At 61.4% G+C, this 16,766-nt stretch carries 17 protein-coding genes; 11 read left to right on the top strand and 6 right to left on the bottom strand.

Going from position 1 to position 16,766, the window contains the following annotated elements:
- Window positions 1-7: 7 nt before the first annotated feature.
- Together VM99_07815 and VM99_07810 are read right to left on the bottom strand one after the other, a co-directional pair.
- Window positions 8-1,861, bottom strand: coding sequence for a membrane protein (locus tag VM99_07815; protein ID AKJ97967.1), 1,854 nt, complete (start codon window positions 1,859-1,861; stop codon window positions 8-10).
- Between the two features lie 88 nt (window positions 1,862-1,949).
- Window positions 1,950-2,438 carry a hypothetical protein gene (locus tag VM99_07810; GenBank protein AKJ97966.1) on the bottom strand — a complete coding sequence of 163 codons (489 nt, stop codon included), beginning with the start codon at window positions 2,436-2,438 and terminating at the stop codon, window positions 1,950-1,952.
- A gap of 287 nt (window positions 2,439-2,725) precedes the next feature.
- Here VM99_07810 and VM99_07805 point away from each other — a divergent pair, with 287 nt between their 5' ends.
- The 4 genes from VM99_07805 to VM99_07790 all read left to right on the top strand — a co-directional run bounded on the left by VM99_07805 (window position 2,726) and on the right by VM99_07790 (window position 7,248).
- Complete coding sequence (locus tag VM99_07805) at window positions 2,726-5,164, top strand: ATP-dependent protease (protein ID AKJ97965.1); 2,439 nt, start codon at window positions 2,726-2,728, stop codon at window positions 5,162-5,164.
- A gap of 313 nt (window positions 5,165-5,477) precedes the next feature.
- Entirely contained in the window at window positions 5,478-5,819 is a 342-nt protein-coding gene (locus VM99_07800; protein AKJ97964.1) for a hypothetical protein, read from the top strand.
- A 119-nt stretch (window positions 5,820-5,938) separates the two neighbouring features.
- Window positions 5,939-6,427 carry a hypothetical protein gene (locus VM99_07795; GenBank protein ID AKJ97963.1) on the top strand — a complete coding sequence of 163 codons (489 nt, stop codon included), beginning with the start codon at window positions 5,939-5,941 and terminating at the stop codon, window positions 6,425-6,427.
- Between the two features lie 203 nt (window positions 6,428-6,630).
- Window positions 6,631-7,248 carry a peptidylprolyl isomerase gene (locus tag VM99_07790; GenBank protein ID AKJ97962.1) on the top strand — a complete coding sequence of 206 codons (618 nt, stop codon included), beginning with the start codon at window positions 6,631-6,633 and terminating at the stop codon, window positions 7,246-7,248.
- Between the two features lie 131 nt (window positions 7,249-7,379).
- Here the strand turns inward: VM99_07790 and VM99_07785 are convergent, their stop codons facing one another.
- The 3 genes from VM99_07785 to VM99_07775 form a co-directional block, all read right to left on the bottom strand.
- Window positions 7,380-7,637, bottom strand: coding sequence for a hypothetical protein (locus VM99_07785; protein ID AKJ97961.1), 258 nt, complete (start codon window positions 7,635-7,637; stop codon window positions 7,380-7,382).
- 205 nt (window positions 7,638-7,842) lie between these two features.
- On the bottom strand, window positions 7,843-8,184 hold the full coding sequence (locus VM99_07780) for an alkylphosphonate utilization protein (protein ID AKJ97960.1): 342 nt from the start codon (window positions 8,182-8,184) through the stop codon (window positions 7,843-7,845).
- Between the two features lie 215 nt (window positions 8,185-8,399).
- Window positions 8,400-9,368 carry an octaprenyl-diphosphate synthase gene (locus tag VM99_07775; protein AKJ97959.1) on the bottom strand — a complete coding sequence of 323 codons (969 nt, stop codon included), beginning with the start codon at window positions 9,366-9,368 and terminating at the stop codon, window positions 8,400-8,402.
- Window positions 9,369-9,607: 239 nt separating this feature from the next.
- Between VM99_07775 and rplU the strand changes: the two genes are divergently transcribed.
- The 5 genes from rplU (at window position 9,608) to VM99_07750 (ending at window position 13,451) form a co-directional block, all read left to right on the top strand.
- Window positions 9,608-9,922, top strand: a complete 315-nt coding sequence (gene rplU, locus VM99_07770) for a 50S ribosomal protein L21 (protein AKJ97958.1) — start codon at window positions 9,608-9,610, stop codon at window positions 9,920-9,922.
- Window positions 9,923-9,957: 35 nt separating this feature from the next.
- Window positions 9,958-10,215 (top strand): 50S ribosomal protein L27, encoded by a 258-nt coding sequence (gene rpmA / locus VM99_07765; protein ID AKJ97957.1) that lies wholly within the window; start codon window positions 9,958-9,960, stop codon window positions 10,213-10,215.
- Window positions 10,216-10,405: 190 nt separating this feature from the next.
- Window positions 10,406-11,629, top strand: coding sequence for a GTPase CgtA (gene obgE / locus VM99_07760; protein AKJ97956.1), 1,224 nt, complete (start codon window positions 10,406-10,408; stop codon window positions 11,627-11,629).
- Between the two features lie 229 nt (window positions 11,630-11,858).
- Window positions 11,859-12,977, top strand: coding sequence for a gamma-glutamyl kinase (locus VM99_07755; protein ID AKK01712.1), 1,119 nt, complete (start codon window positions 11,859-11,861; stop codon window positions 12,975-12,977).
- A 9-nt stretch (window positions 12,978-12,986) separates the two neighbouring features.
- Complete coding sequence (locus tag VM99_07750; GenBank protein ID AKJ97955.1) at window positions 12,987-13,451, top strand: CreA; 465 nt, start codon at window positions 12,987-12,989, stop codon at window positions 13,449-13,451.
- 172 nt (window positions 13,452-13,623) lie between these two features.
- On the opposite strand, the gene VM99_07745 is transcribed toward VM99_07750, so the two are convergent.
- The gene (locus VM99_07745) at window positions 13,624-13,902 is read right to left on the bottom strand and encodes a 30S ribosomal protein S20 (GenBank protein AKJ97954.1); all 279 of its coding nucleotides are present in this window, start codon (window positions 13,900-13,902) and stop codon (window positions 13,624-13,626) included.
- A 254-nt stretch (window positions 13,903-14,156) separates the two neighbouring features.
- Here VM99_07745 and VM99_07740 point away from each other — a divergent pair, with 254 nt between their 5' ends.
- Window positions 14,157-15,695 (top strand): membrane protein, encoded by a 1,539-nt coding sequence (locus tag VM99_07740; GenBank protein ID AKJ97953.1) that lies wholly within the window; start codon window positions 14,157-14,159, stop codon window positions 15,693-15,695.
- Window positions 15,696-15,824: 129 nt separating this feature from the next.
- Window positions 15,825-16,763: an FMN adenylyltransferase gene (locus VM99_07735; protein AKJ97952.1), complete on the top strand. Its 939-nt coding sequence runs from the start codon at window positions 15,825-15,827 to the stop codon at window positions 16,761-16,763.
- Window positions 16,764-16,766: the final 3 nt, after the last annotated feature.

Below are 16,766 nucleotides of genomic sequence, written 5' to 3'. Positions count from 1 at the left end.
GTCGGCGTCAGTAGTGGTACCACTTCACCTCGAGCATCACTTCGTTCTCCGGCGAGGCGAGGTGGCTGAATTCACGTTGGGCACTCAGGCGCAGGCCGAGGTTGCGGGACAATTCCCATTGCTGGTTCAGGCTCAGGCTGCGGCGCACTTCGCCGTTGACGAAGTAGTCGCCCTTGGCTTCCAGGCTCAGGTTGCCCAGCGGGTTTTTCCACAGCACGCCGCTGTTGAAGCCGCCGGCCGGGGCGATGAACTCGGCGAAGTCGTTGTTGTGCTCGACCCGCACCGTGCCCAGGGCGAACCCCAGCACATCTTCGCCCAATGCCCAGGTCCCGCCGGCACCGCCGTTGACGTGGCTGACCAGGGTTTCATCGTCGTGCTTGCCCGGCACTCGCTCCAGGCCGCCGGTAACCTGCCAGGACCATGGCTGCAACAACTCGTTGCGCGGCGTCAGCGAGCGAATCGTCGCCAGGTCGAGTTGTTGCACCTGCCAGTCATTGCCTTCGTGCTGGCGCAGTTTGAGTTGCAGGATTTCAATCTGGGCCCCCAGCGGGAAGCTCTCGGCGTTGTCGTTGAGGTCGTGATAGGCCATGCGCAAGCCATACTCGCCGAACGCCCGGTCGCCCCGGGTGCCGAGGCCGGCCTGCCAGGTGCGGGATTCATGGCCGTCCTCGGGCAGGCCCGGCTGCGGGATATCGAGTTCCGGCGCGGGATTCTGGTTGATCGCCCGCAACAATTCGAAGCTGCGCTGGGAGCGCTGTGGGTCGCGCTCCTGGCCGTTGGCGCGGTAGCGCTCCAGGCGGTAGGCCGCATCGACGATCAGCGCCTGGCGGTCCCGTGGCAGCGCCTTGAAGGCGTCGGCTTGCAGTTGTTGCTGGTCGGCGCTGACCTTCAGCACCCATTGTTGTTCGTCATCGCTGAGCGGTTCGGCACGGCTGAGCAGTTCCCGCTCCCGGGACGGTCGGTACTGGATGCTTTCCACCAGGCCGGCTTCCTTCACCGCCTTGACGGTGTCGGTGGGGATGGCGGTCAGCGGGAACTGTTCGGTCAGGCGCAGGCTGGGGCGCGCCACCTGCAACAGTTCAAGCAGGCGATAGGAGCAGTTTTCGTCGAAGAAAAAGTAGTCGAACTGGATCTGCTTGAGTTCCCAGACGTGTTCGACCATGCGCTCGGTTTCGACCTGGCTCAGGTTGAGGCGATACTCCCACAGGTCGCGGTTCTCCAGGCTTCGGTACTCGGAAAGTTTTTCCTGGTAGGGCACCAGGGCGAACAGGCCGGGATAGCCCCCCATCAAGCCCTTCCAGGCGTAAAGGATGCTGTTGTCCGAGCCTTCGATGTAGGCGCCGAAATTGATCGCGTAGCTGAGCAGGGCGGTCTTGTCGCTTTGCACGTCGGCCTGGTCGATGCGCAGCAGGGTATGGCCGAACATCGAAGATGGGCTGTTGAGGTACGCCGCCGGAAAAATCATCACCGCGCTGTGGGGCGAGACGTCCTTGAACCATTGGTTGAATTCGCTGCAGTCGACGGCGGGCAGGTCCGTCAGCTTGAGCTGCGCCTTGAGCCAGCGCGTGCGTGCCGGGTACACGCATTGGGCGTGCTGCTGGCCGGCACTGGCCGGGCCATACAAGGCTTGCAGCGTGGCGGTCAGTTCACGGTCGGGGTGCTGATTGCCGTCGGGCGCGAGGAAGAATTTCTTGTCGCTGATGTAGCTGCGCCAGCCGCCCAGCTTGGCGGTTTCATAGTGGCCCAGGGAAATCCAGAAGCGGTCATTGGCCAGTTGCTGCAAACGTTGAGGGTCGACATGAGGCGCTGCGGACAGCGGGGCGCACACACAGAGCGCCAGCCAGGCAAGGCGTTTGAGCATAGTCGGCTACTTGGAAAGTCGAAAAAAAAGAGCGCAAGGGGCCCCAGAAAGAAAACCCGCTCCCCGAGAGGAGCGAGTGGTGTCGAGCTTAAGCTTGAGTGGCGTATTTGGCCAGGCGTGGATCGTTCTTCAGGACGGCCAGGGTATTGGTATGCACGTCTTCGGCGGTCACGTCAGCCTTGCTGAAGATTTGCTGGAAGTGCTCGTGGGTGACGGCCGAGAAGTGTGCGCGATCTTCCGGCGCCACGCCCAGCACCACGGCATAGGTGGTCAGCGCTTCGCCCTGACCCTTGGCCATGTCTTCGGACAGCTCGTTCATCATGCCATTCATGGCCAGCCAGGACTTGCCACCATAGGTCAGTGCCGCGTTGGTCGAGCAACCGTTGGTGCCGGAGGTCATGCCGAAGGTGGCGTTACCGGAGGTGCCGTTGGTGGTGGATGCCAGGAAGTGAGCCGGAGTGCCACGCTGACCTTCGAACAGCATGTTGCCCCAACCGCAATCCGGGCCGCCTGGCGCCTGAGCCATGGCGTTGATGGATACAGCGGTGAAGAGAGTACCGAGAAGAATCCGTTTCATAGCTATGTTCTCTTTATGTGCATACCAATGGACAGGGTCTGGCGCCTTTGTGGCTTCAACCACGCGTGCCAGTGGGCCGGTTATTGTTCCAGCCGCGCAATTTGGAGTTTAGGCACGATCCTGGGGTTCCGTGACATTTTGCAAAAACAATCCGTGGGGTCGTGAATGGACCGAGCCCGGGCCGGGGCGCTCGCTCGACTATGCTTTGGCCTGAGGCGCTCCTTGCCAGTCAGGCATGGGCAGCGCCAGAATGCCGCTATCTGCCCCGCCTGATGTAAGGAAGCCCGATGCCTGATCCTGTTGCTGCCAGCTTGCGTCTAGCGCCTGAAGCGCTGACCCGTCCGTTTTCCGCTGAACAGTTCAGCTTCTCTACCACCAATGATCTGGAGCCCTTTCGCGGTGTGCTCGGCCAGGAGCGTGCGGTCGAAGCCTTGCAGTTCGGCGTGGCCATGCCGCGCCCCGGTTACAACGTATTCGTCATGGGCGAGCCCGGTACCGGTCGGTTCTCGTTCGTCAAGCGCTACCTCAAGGCCGAGGGCAAGCGCATGCAGACCCCGGCAGACTGGGTCTACGTCAACAATTTCGATGAGCCTCGCGAACCCCGTGCACTGGAGCTGCCATCGGGCACTGCCGGCGCCTTCATCGCCGACATCAACGGCCTGATCGACAACCTGCTGGCGACCTTTCCCGCGGTGTTCGAGCACCCGTCCTACCAACAGAAGAAGAGCGCCATCGATCGCGCCTTCAACCAGCGCTACGACCGCGCCCTCGATGTGATCGAGCGCCTGGCGCTGGAAAAGGACGTCGCGCTGTACCGCGACAGCAGCAACATCGCCTTCACGCCGATGAGCGAGGGCAAGGCCCTGGACGAGGCGGAATTCGCCCAGTTGCCGGAAGCCGAGCGCGAGCGTTTCCACGAGGATATCTCCAGCCTGGAAGAGCGCCTGAACGAAGAACTCGCCAGCCTGCCGCAGTGGAAGCGCGAGTCCAACAACCAGTTGCGTCAGCTCAACGAAGAAACCATCACCCTGGCCCTGCAACCGCTGTTGGCGCCGTTGTCGGAAAAGTACGCCGAGAACGCCGCCGTCTGCGGTTATCTGCAAGCCATGCAGGTCAACCTGCTGCGCACGGTGGTCGAGCAACTGGTGGACGACAGCAAGACCGACGCCGTTGCCCGCAAGCTGCTGGAGGAACAATATGCCCCGAGCCTGGTGGTGGGGCATCCGTCCAGCGGCGGTGCGCCGGTGGTGTTCGAGCCGCACCCGACCTACGACAACCTCTTCGGCCGTATTGAATACAGCACCGACCAGGGCGCGCTCTACACCACGTACCGGCAGTTGCGTCCAGGGGCCTTGCACCGGGCCAACGGTGGGTTCCTGATCCTCGAAGCGGAAAAAATGCTTGGCGAACCATTCGTGTGGGATGCGCTCAAGCGCGCTCTGCAGTCGCGCAAGCTGAAAATGGAATCGCCGTTGGGTGAGCTGGGGCGACTGGCCACGGTGACCCTGACGCCGCAGCACATCCCGTTGCAGGTCAAGGTCGTGATCATTGGCGCCCGCCAGCTCTACTACGCCTTGCAGGACCTGGACTCGGACTTCCAGGAAATGTTTCGCGTGCTGGTGGACTTCGACGAAGACATCCCGATGGGCGATGAAAGCCTGGAGCAGTTCGCCCAGTTGCTCAAGACCCGCACCTCGGAGGAGGGCATGGCGCCGTTGACCGCTGATGCGGTGGCTCGCCTGGCGACCTACAGCGCTCGCCTGGCCGAGCACCAGGGGCGTCTGTCGGCGCGTATCGGCGACCTGTTCCAACTGGTCAGCGAAGCGGATTTCATTCGCCAGCTGGCCGGTGACGAAATGACCGATGCCGGCCATATCGAACGCGCACTGAAAGCCAAGGCCACCCGCACCGGACGCGTCTCGGCGCGGATCCTCGACGACATGCTGGCGGGGATCATCCTGATCGACACCGACGGCGCCGCCGTGGGCAAGTGCAACGGTCTGACGGTGCTGGAGGTCGGTGATTCGGCGTTTGGCGTGCCAGCGCGGATTTCCGCCACGGTGTACCCGGGTGGCAGCGGCATCGTCGACATCGAGCGCGAGGTCAACCTCGGCCAACCGATCCACTCCAAGGGCGTGATGATCCTCACCGGTTACCTGGGCAGCCGTTATGCCCAGGAATTCCCGCTGGCGATCTCGGCCAGTATCGCCCTGGAGCAGTCCTACGGTTACGTGGACGGCGACAGCGCCTCGCTGGGTGAGGCGTGCACGCTGATTTCGGCCCTGTCGAAGACGCCGTTGAAGCAATGTTTCGCCATCACCGGTTCGATCAACCAGTTTGGCGAAGTGCAGGCGGTGGGCGGGGTCAACGAGAAGATCGAAGGCTTCTTCCGCCTCTGCGAAGCCCGCGGGCTGACGGGCGAGCAGGGGGCGATCATCCCCCAGGCCAACGTCGCGACGCTGATGCTCGATGAGCGGGTGCTGGCCGCCGTGCGCGCCGGGCAATTCCACGTCTATGCGGTCCGCCAGGCCGACGAGGCGTTGAGCCTGCTGGTGGGTGAGCCGGCCGGTGAGCCCGATGAGAACGGCGAGTTTCCGGAGGGCAGCGTCAACGCCCGGGTGGTGGAGCGCCTGCGGGTCATCGCCGAAATGATCAGCGAAGACGACATCAAGGAAGCGGAAAAGGAACTGGCCCAGCAGGCTCTGGCGGAGGCCAAGCCGGTTTGATCTGAGCGGCAATTGCCCTGTGGGAGCGGGCTTGCTCGCGAAACCAGTGTGTCAGCTGACGACTATGCCAACTGACAAACCGCTTTCGCGAGCAAGCCCGCTCCCACAATAGGTTTTGCAGTGATTTCCTGTTAGTAATGCCACCACTTTGGCGTCAATATTCACACTGTGACCGCTCGGCGTATTCTGGTCTCGAAATCCTTTGCGCCCGGAACTTTTCTTCTATCCTCAGCTCAAGGATAACGAGAGCCATCATTGGATCGAAACAGCCCCCTCCTGGGACTGAATACCGGATCTACCGAGGGGCGCCGCCATGTCGCGCAACCTTTGTCTCACTCGTCAATGCCTGGGCCTTGTGACCCGTATCGAATGCGCCATCCGCCCGCTGGCGGGAGATACCGGTATGTGGACCTTGCTCTTTGCCGCCGGAATGGCCGGTGAACAACCTTCCGCCATCAAGGCCCAGGGCCCATTTGCCGGCCCGAACGCCGCCGAAACCATCCTCGATACCATCGTCCAGAGCCTGACGTTGCACGGCTATGAGCTGGCCAACGACCCACAGATCTGGTGCCTGCACATGCAGGCCCAACTGCGTGAGATCAATGGCGGGCGGTGTCGCAACGTGGGCGGCTTCGAGTATCGCCCGCTGCATTGAGCGTTTCCACCACGCAGCTCTTGGCTGTTGCGCCGGGTCCAGGGATGTGGCCTGGCGTTTGTAGGGCCGCTCGTGGCTGATATACTCGCCGCGATTTTTCAGCCCTGGTGTGAGACTCAATGGAACGCTTTATCGAAAATGCAATGTACGCCTCCCGTTGGTTGCTGGCGCCGATCTACTTCGGGCTGTCCCTGGGCTTGCTGGCACTGGCACTGAAATTCTTCCAGGAAGTCTTCCACGTTATCCCCAACGTGTTTTCCATGGCCGAGTCCGACCTGATCCTGGTGTTGCTGTCGCTGATCGACATGGCGCTGGTGGGCGGGCTGCTGGTGATGGTGATGATTTCCGGCTACGAAAACTTCGTCTCGCAACTGGACATCGACTCCGACAAGGAAAAGCTCAACTGGCTCGGCACCATGGACTCTTCCTCGCTGAAGATGAAAGTGGCTGCCTCGATCGTGGCGATTTCCTCCATCCACCTGCTGCGCATCTTCATGGACGCCAAGAACGTCGATCCCGAGCACCTGATGTGGTACGTGATCATCCACATGACCTTCGTGGTCTCGGCGTTTGCCATGGGTTACCTGGATAAACTGACCAAGCACTGAGGCGCGTCCCGCGTGCTGGTGCAACGCCCACCTGTTGAGAAGCCGGTGGGCGTTGTCGTTTCTGGCGGCGTGCTTTGGCGCGGGTGTTGGTCATCCGCCCCGGCATCTGTGCTAGTCTGCTCGCCCTTTTGGTTCCGGGCGCTCCGGGAAGCGCCGTGTCATCCATGGCCATTCCCGGGCCGTCCGCACAGCGGAGCAGCACCATGTCCGAAGTTAACCTGTCCACCGACGAAACCCGCGTCAGCTACGGCATTGGCCGTCAGTTGGGCGACCAACTGCGCGACAACCCGCCACCGGGCGTCAGCCTGGACGCGATCCTGGCTGGCCTGACCGACGCCTTCGCCGGCAAGCCAAGCCGCGTGGGCCAGGAAGAGATGTCCGCCAGCTTCAAGGTCATCCGCGAAATCATGCAAGCCGAAGCGGCTGCCAAGGCTGAAGCCGCGGCGGGCGAAGGACGTGCATTCCTGGCCGAAAATGCCAAGCGCGAAGGCATCACCACCCTGGCTTCGGGCCTGCAGTTTGAAGTGTTGACCCAGGGCGAAGGCGCCAAGCCGACCCGTGAAGACCAGGTGCGTACCCACTACCACGGCACCCTGATCGATGGCACGGTGTTCGACAGCTCCTACGATCGTGGCCAGCCTGCCGAATTCCCGGTCGGCGGCGTGATCCCAGGCTGGACCGAAGCGTTGCAACTGATGAACGCCGGCAGCAAATGGCGCCTGTACGTGCCGAGCGAACTGGCTTACGGCGCTCAAGGCGTTGGCAGCATTCCGCCGCACAGCGTACTGGTGTTCGACGTCGAGTTGCTGGACGTCCTGTAAGACCCTGCCCGGTTTAACAGTGGGCAAAATGTGGGAGCGAGCTTGCTCGCGAAAGCGGACTTTCAGTCGACCTATCAGCTAACTGATGTACCGCCTTCGCGAGCAAGCCCGCTCCCACATTGTCTTCATGCTCATCCGTGAAACCTGCCATTGAAATCGCCAGTCGGGCGCAATGCCCTGGCGTAGCAGAACAGGAACAGGTTGCGCACCAGCTCCTTGAGCACCAGCGGCTCGCTGGAATTGAGGCTGTTGAGGTCCAGATCACCCTGGTCCTGCAGCTCGCTCAAGGCTTCTTCCTCAAGCACTGCGCAGACTTCCCCGGTTTCCCGATGCAGGATCCTGAGGTAGGGGTGCGGGCGATCCAGCCAGGCGTCGATCAAATAAGTCATGGTTCTCACCTCCGTGATGGGTTTCGATGAGAATAATTCTTATTCGCTAAATAGCAAGTCTCTATTGGTATTCCGATTTGTTTTCTGACGACGGGCGGTCGACGTTCAGGACCGCTGGCAATGGGCTGGTACGTGCAAGGCGGGGTGGGATCGGGGGAGGTGGGGGCACCATCCCACGGCAGGCGCGGGATGGCGTACGGCAGATTCAGACTTTTCTGACGAACTCGGATTTGAGTTTCATTGGGCCGATGCCGTCGATCTTGCAGTCGATGTCATGGTCGCCTTCACACAGGCGGATGTTCTTGACCTTGGTGCCGACCTTGACCACCAGCGAGGTGCCCTTGACCTTGAGGTCTTTGATCACGGTGATGGTGTCGCCGTCCTGCAGGACGTTACCGACCGAATCCTTCTTCACCGTGGTGTCGGAGGCCGTCTCGACCTCGCCGCTGGCGGACCATTCGTGGGCACACTCAGGGCAGACCAGTTGAGTACCGTCTTCGTAGGTGTATTCGGAATTGCATTTCGGGCAGGGAGGCAACGTGCTCACTAGGGTTCCTTGGTATCAGGAGGACAAAAGGGCGCACATTGTATAGGGTTTTGCGGCTAGGAGGGCGATGTGAGGGTTTTTGTGGCGAGGGAGCTTGCTCCCGCTGGGCTGCGGAGCAGCCCCATATGGCGCTTGCGGTCGCTGCGCCCGAGGCGTCGGACCGACCGAGCGGGAGCAAGCTCCCTCGCCACAAAAGCTCATTGCGATCTATGTGATCAGTGAGTACGCGCCACCGCAAACTCGCTCAGTTCCACCAGCGCATCGCGGTATTCGCTGGAGGGCAGGGCGTCGAGGCACTTGATCGCGCGGGCGACGTAGTCACGGGCCAGTTTCGCGGTGTAGTCCAGCGAGCCGGAGGCTTCAACCGCTGCCCGAATGCTTTCCAGGTCTTCGATCCCGCCTTTCTGGATCGCCTGGCGCACCAGCGCCGCCTGTTCGGGCGTGCCTTCGCGCATGGTGTAGATCAGTGGCAGGGTCGGCTTGCCCTCGGCGAGATCGTCACCGACGTTCTTGCCCAGGGTTTCGGCGTCGCCCTTGTAGTCCAGCAGGTCGTCCACCAACTGGAATGCCACGCCCAGGTGGTCGCCAAAGGTGCGTAGCGCTTCGCTCTGTTCGGCGCTGGCGCCGGCCAGGGCGGCGGCACTGTGGGTCGAGGCCTCGAAGAGCATCGCGGTCTTGCCGCGGATGACCTCCATGTAGGTTTCTTCCGTGGTGCTGGCGTCGCGTACCTTGGACAGTTGCAGCACTTCGCCTTCGGCGATGATGCGCGTGGCCTGGGACAGGATCTTCATCACCGGCATCGAGCCCAGTTCGACCATCATTTCGAACGAGCGCGAGTACAGGAAGTCGCCTACCAGCACGCTGGGGGCGTTGCCCCACATGGCGTTGGCAGTCGAGCGGCCGCGGCGCATGCCGGACATGTCGACCACGTCGTCATGCAGCAGGGTGGCGGTGTGCAGGAATTCGATGGTGGCGGCCAGCAGGCGCATATCGTCGCCTTCGCGGCCCAGGGCCTTGCCACACAAAAGCACCAATAAAGGACGCAGGCGCTTGCCACCGGCTGAAGTGATGTAATCGCCGATTTTCGATACCAGAGGCACTCGGGAAGTCAGCTGCTTCTTGATGATGCCGTCGACGGCGCTAAAATCGTCCGCCACCGCGCGGTAGAAAGCTTGGGGTTGCATCAGCGACAGGTGCTCCAGAAGGGTTGCGCGGCATGCTAGGACCCACATCCGCAGGTGTCAAGGCGCGATGGACGGCTACTTGCAAGCCTGGAACAGCTTGCGTACAATCGCGCACCCTGAACTTCCTGGGCAGCACCTGCCTTACGCAATTGCATCCGGGCCTTCCAGCCCATGCAGCCATGCCAGCCAATACCTCTTCTTATAAAGCGCTGGGTGAGCAGGATTATCGGAGAAATACCATGTCGTATGCAGTAATCGTTACTGGTGGCAAGCAATACAAGGTCGCCCCAGGTGAATACCTGAAGATCGAAAAACTGGAAATCGCTACCGGCGAATCCGTGACTTTTGATCGCGTTCTGTTGGTCGCCAATGGCGATGACGTGAATATCGGTGCTCCAGTTGTTGCTGGCGCGACCGTTGTGGCTGAAGTGATCTCCCAAGGTCGTCACGATAAAGTCCGCATCATCAAGTTCCGTCGTCGTAAGCACCACATGAAGCGTATGGGCCACCGCCAGTGGTACACCGAGATCAAAATCACCGGTATTCAGGCTTAATTTCAGCCTAATTCCTCACTAGGAGAATTGAACTCATGGCACACAAAAAAGCTGGTGGTAGTACCCGTAACGGTCGCGACTCAGAAGCCAAACGCCTTGGCGTGAAGATGTATGGCGGCCAGGCTATCAAAGCAGGCAACATCATCGTGCGTCAGCGCGGCACCCAATTCCACGCTGGCTACGGCGTGGGCATGGGTAAAGATCACACCCTCTTCGCTAAAGTCGAAGGCGTGATCAAGTTTGAAGTAAAAGGCGCCTTCGGTCGTCGTTACGTAAGCGTTATCGCAGCTTAATTGCGAGACCGCTGGAGAAGCCCTGTCTTGCGACGGGGCTTTTTCGTTTGTGGGGTGAGTCTCTTGCAAAGCTGTTTGTGTGGGCTGGTGGCGCCGCAACCGGGCGCTTGATCGGGTCGCAGCGTGCATTTTTGCAAGAGTCTTATGTCTTGTTTTTTTCGGCTCGTCCGTATGGCGAGAGGCGTGTGTCATGAAGTTTGTTGATGAAGTATCGATTCGAGTAAAGGCCGGCGACGGCGGCAATGGCTGCATGAGTTTCCGTCGGGAAAAATTCATTGAAAACGGCGGCCCGAACGGTGGTGACGGCGGCGACGGCGGCTCGATCTTCATGCTCGCCGACGAAAACCTCAACACCCTGGTGGACTACCGTTACACCCGGCACTTCGATGCCGAGCGTGGCTCCAACGGCGGCAGCACCGACTGCACCGGCAAAAAGGGCGAAGACCTGATCCTGCGCGTGCCGGTCGGCACCACGGTGATCGACTCCGCGACCCAGGAAGTGATCGGCGACCTGACCAAGCCGGGCCAGCGTTTGCTGGTGGCTCATGGCGGCTGGCACGGCCTTGGGAACACGCGTTTCAAATCCAGTACCAACCGCGCGCCGCGCCAGACCACGCCAGGCAAGCCGGGCGAGCAGCGTGACCTGAAGCTGGAAATGAAGGTGTTGGCCGATGTGGGCCTGCTGGGCCTGCCGAACGCTGGCAAAAGTACCTTCATTCGTTCCGTGTCGGCAGCCAAGCCGAAAGTCGCCGACTACCCGTTCACCACCCTGGTGCCGAACCTGGGCGTGGTCAGCGTCGATCGCTGGAAAAGCTTCGTGGTCGCGGACATTCCGGGCCTGATCGAAGGGGCTTCCGATGGCGCTGGCCTGGGCATTCGCTTCCTCAAGCACTTGTCTCGTACCCGTCTGCTGCTGCACCTCGTGGACATGGCGCCGCTGGATGAAACCAGTGCCGCCGATGCGGCCGAAGTCATTGTCAGCGAGCTGACCAAGTTCAGCCCGGCCCTGGCTGAGCGTGATCGTTGGCTGGTGCTGAACAAGTGCGACCAGATCCTCGAAGAAGAGCATGAAGAGCGGGTCAAGGAAATCGTCGAGCGCCTGGAGTGGGAAGGTCCGGTCTACGTGATCTCGGCCATTGCCAAAGAAGGCACCGAGCGCCTGTGCCACGACATCATGCGTTACCTGGAAGATCGCGCCGATCGCCTGGCCAACGACCCAGCCTACAAGGAAGAGCTGGCCGAGCTCGACCAGCGTATCGAAGACGAAGCTCGTGCCCAGTTGCAGGCCCTGGATGACCAGCGTGCCCTGCGTCGCAGTGGTGTCAAGTCGGTCCATGACATCGGTGACGACGATTGGGATGAGGAAGATGTGGATGACGAAGACGGTCCGGAAATCATCTACGTTCGCGACTGATCTTGTGCTGATATCACTCAACTGAAACCAGGGCCTGCAGGAGTCCTGTGGGAGCGAACTTGCTCGCTCCCACAGGTTCAAGTGTTTCAGTGCGGTGTTATCATCGCCGGCAAGCCGGTTTCCTAGGCGCCGCTCATTCGAGCGGCGTTTTGGTATCTGTAGAACGCAAATACGAATAATCCCATGGGCGGCGCTGGGTCGCGCCGTCCGCTGGCAAAGGTTGAAGATGATGCGGAGCAAGGTGACGGGTGCGCAGCGCTGGGTCGTGAAGATCGGCAGCGCACTGCTGACGGCGGATGGCAAGGGGCTGGATCGCCAGGCCATGGCGGTGTGGGTCGAGCAGATGGTGGCCCTGCATGAGGCTGGCGTCGAACTGGTGTTGGTTTCTTCCGGTGCCGTGGCGGCCGGCATGAGCCGTTTGGGCTGGACGTCGCGACCCAGTGCGATGCACGAATTGCAAGCCGCTGCCGCCATCGGCCAGATGGGCCTGGTGCAGGCTTGGGAGTCGAGCTTTGCCGAGCACGGTCGCCACACGGCGCAGATCCTGCTGACCCATGACGACCTGTCGGACCGCAAGCGCTACCTCAATGCCCGCAGCACCTTGCGCGCGCTGGTGGAGTTGAAGGTCATCCCGGTGATCAACGAGAATGACACAGTGGTCACCGACGAGATCCGTTTCGGCGACAACGACACCCTGGCCGCGCTGGTGGCGAACCTGGTGGAGGCGGACCTGCTGGTGATCCTCACCGACCGTGACGGCATGTTCGATGCCGACCCGCGCAACAATCCCGATGCCAAGCTGATCTACGAAGCCCGGGCCGATGATCCGGCGCTGGATGCGGTGGCGGGTGGTACGGGGGGCGCGCTGGGGCGTGGTGGCATGCAGACCAAGCTGCGTGCCGCGCGGCTGGCGGCGCGTTCGGGGGCTCATACCATCATCGTTGGTGGGCGGCTGGAGCGGGTGCTGGATCGCCTGAAAGCCGGCGAGCGTATCGGCACCTTGCTTTCCCCTGAGCGCGGCATGCTGGCGGCGCGCAAGCAGTGGCTGGCCGGGCACCTGCAGACCCGTGGCACCCTGGTGCTGGACGCGGGCGCCGTCGCGGCGCTGTCCCAGGGCAACAAAAGCTTGCTGCCAGTGGGTGTGAAGCTGGTCCAAGGCAGTTTCCGGCGTGGCGAAATGGTCGTGTGCGTGGCGCCGGACGGTCGCGAGATCGCCCGTGGCCTGGCCAACTACAGTGCGCTGGAAGCACAGAAAATCATCGGCCAGTCGTCCGATGCAATCGTTGGTCTGTTGGGGTACATGGCGGAGCCTGAGCTGGTTCACCGTGACAACCTGATCCTCGTCTAAGGAAAAATCATGGGTTTGGCAAAAGGATTGATCGGCTTGCTGCTGGCGGTGCCGCTGTTGGCTTCGGCCGAGGAGATCGGCCAGGTATCCACCGTGTTCAAGTTTGTCGGACCGAACGACCGGATCGTGGTCGAGGCGTTCGACGACCCCAAGGTCGAAGGCGTGACCTGCTACCTGTCGCGGGCCAAGACTGGTGGCGTGAAAGGTGGCCTGGGTCTGGCCGAAGACCGTGCCGAGGCCTCCATTGCTTGTCGCCAGGTGGGGCCGATCAGCTTCAAGGGCGAGCTCAAGGATGGCGATGAGGTGTTCAGGGAGCGCACTTCGCTGGTGTTCAAGACCATGCAGGTGGTGCGTTTCCTCGACAAGAAGCGCAACACGCTGGTGTATCTGGTCTACAGCGATCGCGTGATCGAGGGTAGCCCGCAGAACGCGGTGACGGCGATCCCGATCCTGCCGTGGGCTCGTACTCAATAATCGACACATAGCCCTGTGGGAGCGAGCTTGCTCGCGATGGCGGTGCGTCAGTAACAACGATTTGTCTGATGCTCCGCCATCGCGAGCAAGCTCGCTCCCACAATGTTCTGAATGAAGAGTTGCAGGCAATAAAAAACCGACCCTGAGGTCGGTTTTTTAATGAGCGCGTCGCTTAGGCAGCAGCGGCAACGTTCAGGGCCTTTACGTGGCCATTCAGGCGGCTCTTATGGCGAGCAGCCTTGTTCTTGTGGATGATGCCTTTATCGGCCATGCGGTCGATAACTGGCACAGCCAGAACGTAAGCAGCTTGAGCTTTTTCAGCGTCTTTTGCGTCGATGGCCTTAACTACATTCTTGATGTAGGTACGGACCATGGAACGCAGGCTGGCGTTGTGGCTGCGACGCTTCTCAGCCTGTTTTGCACGTTTTTTGGCGGAAGGTGAGTTGGCCACCGTCGAGCTCCTCGAAAGACTTTTTAGGAAATAGCAAACAAAATAGGCCGCGAATCATGCCGATGAGTTGAGGTCTTGTCAAGGGCGGGTGACACGTTCCGCTGAATGGCAGGTGCTACGCACCGGGTGATTTCTTTCCGGCGTGCGACCTGTAAACTCGCGGGCTTTGGCGCTGTGCTGTTTAGCGGCGCGGAGTATCGCACAAGTGGGCGCGTTGTTCGCCTGCTGTTTATCGACAGGCAAAAACTCTTTTCATGAATCTGCTCAAATCGTTGGCTGCCGTCAGCTCTATCACGATGCTTTCCCGTGTCCTGGGGTTTGTTCGCGATACGCTGATCGCGCGCATTTTCGGGGCCGGAATGGCCACCGACGCCTTTTTCATCGCCTTCAAGCTGCCCAACCTGCTGCGGCGGATCTTCGCCGAGGGCGCGTTCTCCCAGGCCTTCGTGCCGATCCTGGCGGAATACAAGAGCCAGAAAGGCGACGAAGCGACCCGCACATTCATTGCCTATGTCACTGGCCTGCTGACCTTGGTGCTGGCGCTGGTCACCGCCGCCGGCATGCTCGCCGCCCCCTGGGTCATCTGGGCCACGGCGCCGGGGTTTGCCGACACCCCGGAGAAATTCCAGCTCACCTCCGACCTGTTGCGGGTGACCTTCCCTTATATATTGCTGATTTCCCTGTCGTCCCTGGCCGGCGCGATCCTCAATACCTGGAACCGTTTTTCCGTCCCGGCCTTCGTGCCGACCTTGCTCAACGTCAGCATGATCGTGTTCGCGCTGTTCCTGACACCGTATTTCGACCCGCCGGTGATGGCCCTCGGTTGGGCGGTGCTGGTGGGCGGCCTGGCGCAGTTGCTGTACCAACTGCCTCACCTTAAAAAGATCGGCATGTTGGTGCTGCCCCGGCTGAACCTGCGTGACAGCGGCGTGTGGCGGGTGATGAAACAGATGCTGCCGGCAATCCTCGGCGTGTCGGTGAGTCAGATTTCCCTGATTATCAACACGATTTTCGCCTCGTTCCTGGTGGCTGGTTCCGTGTCCTGGATGTACTACGCCGACCGTCTGATGGAGCTGCCGTCCGGTGTGTTGGGCGTGGCCTTGGGCACCATCCTGCTGCCAACCCTCGCCAAGACCTACGCCAACCAGGACCGCCAGGAGTATTCGCGCATCCTCGATTGGGGTCTGCGACTGTGCTTCGTGCTGGTGCTGCCTTGTGCCCTGGCGCTGGGTATCCTCGCCGAGCCGCTGACGGTTTCGTTGTTCCAGTACGGCCAGTTCAATGCCTTCGACGCCGTCATGACCCAGCGGGCGCTGATCGCCTATTCGGTGGGCCTGCTCGGGATCATCGTGATCAAGGTGCTGGCGCCGGGGTTCTACGCTCAGCAGAACATTCGCACGCCGGTAAAGATCGCCGTGTTCACCCTGGTGATGACGCAGTTGTTCAACCTCCTGCTCATCGGTCCACTGGCCCACGCCGGGCTGGCCTTGGCGATCAGTGCCGGTGCCTGTCTCAATGCCGGGCTGCTGTTCTATCAGTTGCGCAAGCAGAAGATGTATCAGCCCCAGCCGGGCTGGGGCCGGTTTGGCCTCAAGTTGCTGGTCGCCGTGGCGGTGATGTCGGCGGTCCTGCTGGGGGCGCTGCACTTCATGCCGGCCTGGAGCGAAGGGCAGATGCTCGAACGTTTCCTGCGCCTGGGCGTGCTGGTTGTCGCGGGCGTGGTGGCGTATTTCGGCATGTTGCTGCTGATGGGATTCCGCCTGCGGGACTTCAATCGCAAGGCCTTGGGCTGAGGGCGGGGCCTCGATCAACCCGGACCGGGCAGTGGTTTTGTCGGTTCGAGCACTTTGGGTTACGGTGTTGCCTGTCGTCGGCCGCCGGGTGTGGTTATAATCGGCCACTTTATGAGCAAGAAGCGCGTTATGCAGCTGGTTCGAGGCCTCCACAACCTGCGCCCCCAGCATCGGGGCTGTGTCGCCACTATTGGCAACTTTGACGGTGTCCACCGTGGCCACCAGGCTATCCTGGCGCGGCTGCGTGAGCGTGCGCTGGAATTGGGCGTGCCCAGCTGCGTGGTCATCTTCGAGCCGCAGCCGCGGGAGTTTTTTGCCCCGGACACCGCGCCGGCCCGTCTGGCCCGGCTGCGGGACAAGTTGCAACTGCTTGCCAGCGAAGGCGTCGACCGGGTCTTGTGCCTGGCCTTCAACCAGCGCCTGAGCAAGCTCAGTGCCGCCGAGTTCGTCGAGACCATCCTGGTGGACGGTCTCGACGTGAAACACCTGGAAGTGGGTGATGATTTCCGCTTCGGCTGCGACCGTTCCGGGGATTTCGAATACCTGCAACAGTCCGGCAGCGTCCATGGTTTTACCGTCGAAGCCGCGCAGACTGTCGAACTGGACGGCTTGCGCGTGAGCAGTACCCAGGTCCGCAATGCCCTGGCCGCTGCCGACTTCGAACTGGCCGAGCGCTTGCTCGGCCGTCCGTACCGGATTGCCGGGCGGATCCTGCATGGGCAGAAACTGGCGCGTCAATTGGGCACGCCGACTGCCAACGTGCAACTCAAGCGCCGTCGCGTGCCGCTGACCGGGGTGTTCCTGGTCAGCGTCGAGATTGACGGCAAGGCCTGGCCCGGTGTCGCCAATATCGGCGTACGGCCCACGGTCCAGGGGGATGGCAAAGCCCACCTCGAAGTACATGTTCTGGATTTTGCCGGCGATCTGTATGACCGGCGTTTGACGGTGGTTTTCCACCAGAAGCTGCGTGAAGAGCAGCGTTTTGCCTCCCTGGAGGCGCTCAAGACGGCGATCCATGCAGATATCGCCGCCGCCCGTGCCCTTGTCGCAACCAGCGCCAATCGCTAATGA

The sequence above is a fragment of the Pseudomonas chlororaphis genome (assembly GCA_001023535.1).
Taxonomy (GTDB): Bacteria; Pseudomonadota; Gammaproteobacteria; order Pseudomonadales; family Pseudomonadaceae; genus Aquipseudomonas; species Aquipseudomonas chlororaphis_E.
Note: the sequence above shows the minus strand (reverse complement) of the source record. Positions and strands in the feature narration are given on the sequence as shown.

Coding starts and splice junctions, on each gene's coding strand:
- VM99_07815 (AKJ97967.1), bottom strand. CDS start 1,861: ATGCTCAAACGCCTTGCCTGGCTGGCGCTCTGTGTGTGCGCCCCGCTG.
- VM99_07810 (AKJ97966.1), bottom strand. CDS start 2,438: ATGAAACGGATTCTTCTCGGTACTCTCTTCACCGCTGTATCCATCAAC.
- VM99_07805 (AKJ97965.1), top strand. CDS start 2,726: ATGCCTGATCCTGTTGCTGCCAGCTTGCGTCTAGCGCCTGAAGCGCTG.
- VM99_07800 (AKJ97964.1), top strand. CDS start 5,478: ATGTCGCGCAACCTTTGTCTCACTCGTCAATGCCTGGGCCTTGTGACC.
- VM99_07795 (AKJ97963.1), top strand. CDS start 5,939: ATGGAACGCTTTATCGAAAATGCAATGTACGCCTCCCGTTGGTTGCTG.
- VM99_07790 (AKJ97962.1), top strand. CDS start 6,631: ATGTCCGAAGTTAACCTGTCCACCGACGAAACCCGCGTCAGCTACGGC.
- VM99_07785 (AKJ97961.1), bottom strand. CDS start 7,637: ATGACTTATTTGATCGACGCCTGGCTGGATCGCCCGCACCCCTACCTC.
- VM99_07775 (AKJ97959.1), bottom strand. CDS start 9,368: ATGCAACCCCAAGCTTTCTACCGCGCGGTGGCGGACGATTTTAGCGCC.
- rplU (AKJ97958.1), top strand. CDS start 9,608: ATGTCGTATGCAGTAATCGTTACTGGTGGCAAGCAATACAAGGTCGCC.
- rpmA (AKJ97957.1), top strand. CDS start 9,958: ATGGCACACAAAAAAGCTGGTGGTAGTACCCGTAACGGTCGCGACTCA.
- obgE (AKJ97956.1), top strand. CDS start 10,406: ATGAAGTTTGTTGATGAAGTATCGATTCGAGTAAAGGCCGGCGACGGC.
- VM99_07755 (AKK01712.1), top strand. CDS start 11,859: ATGCGGAGCAAGGTGACGGGTGCGCAGCGCTGGGTCGTGAAGATCGGC.
- VM99_07750 (AKJ97955.1), top strand. CDS start 12,987: ATGGGTTTGGCAAAAGGATTGATCGGCTTGCTGCTGGCGGTGCCGCTG.
- VM99_07740 (AKJ97953.1), top strand. CDS start 14,157: ATGAATCTGCTCAAATCGTTGGCTGCCGTCAGCTCTATCACGATGCTT.
- VM99_07735 (AKJ97952.1), top strand. CDS start 15,825: ATGCAGCTGGTTCGAGGCCTCCACAACCTGCGCCCCCAGCATCGGGGC.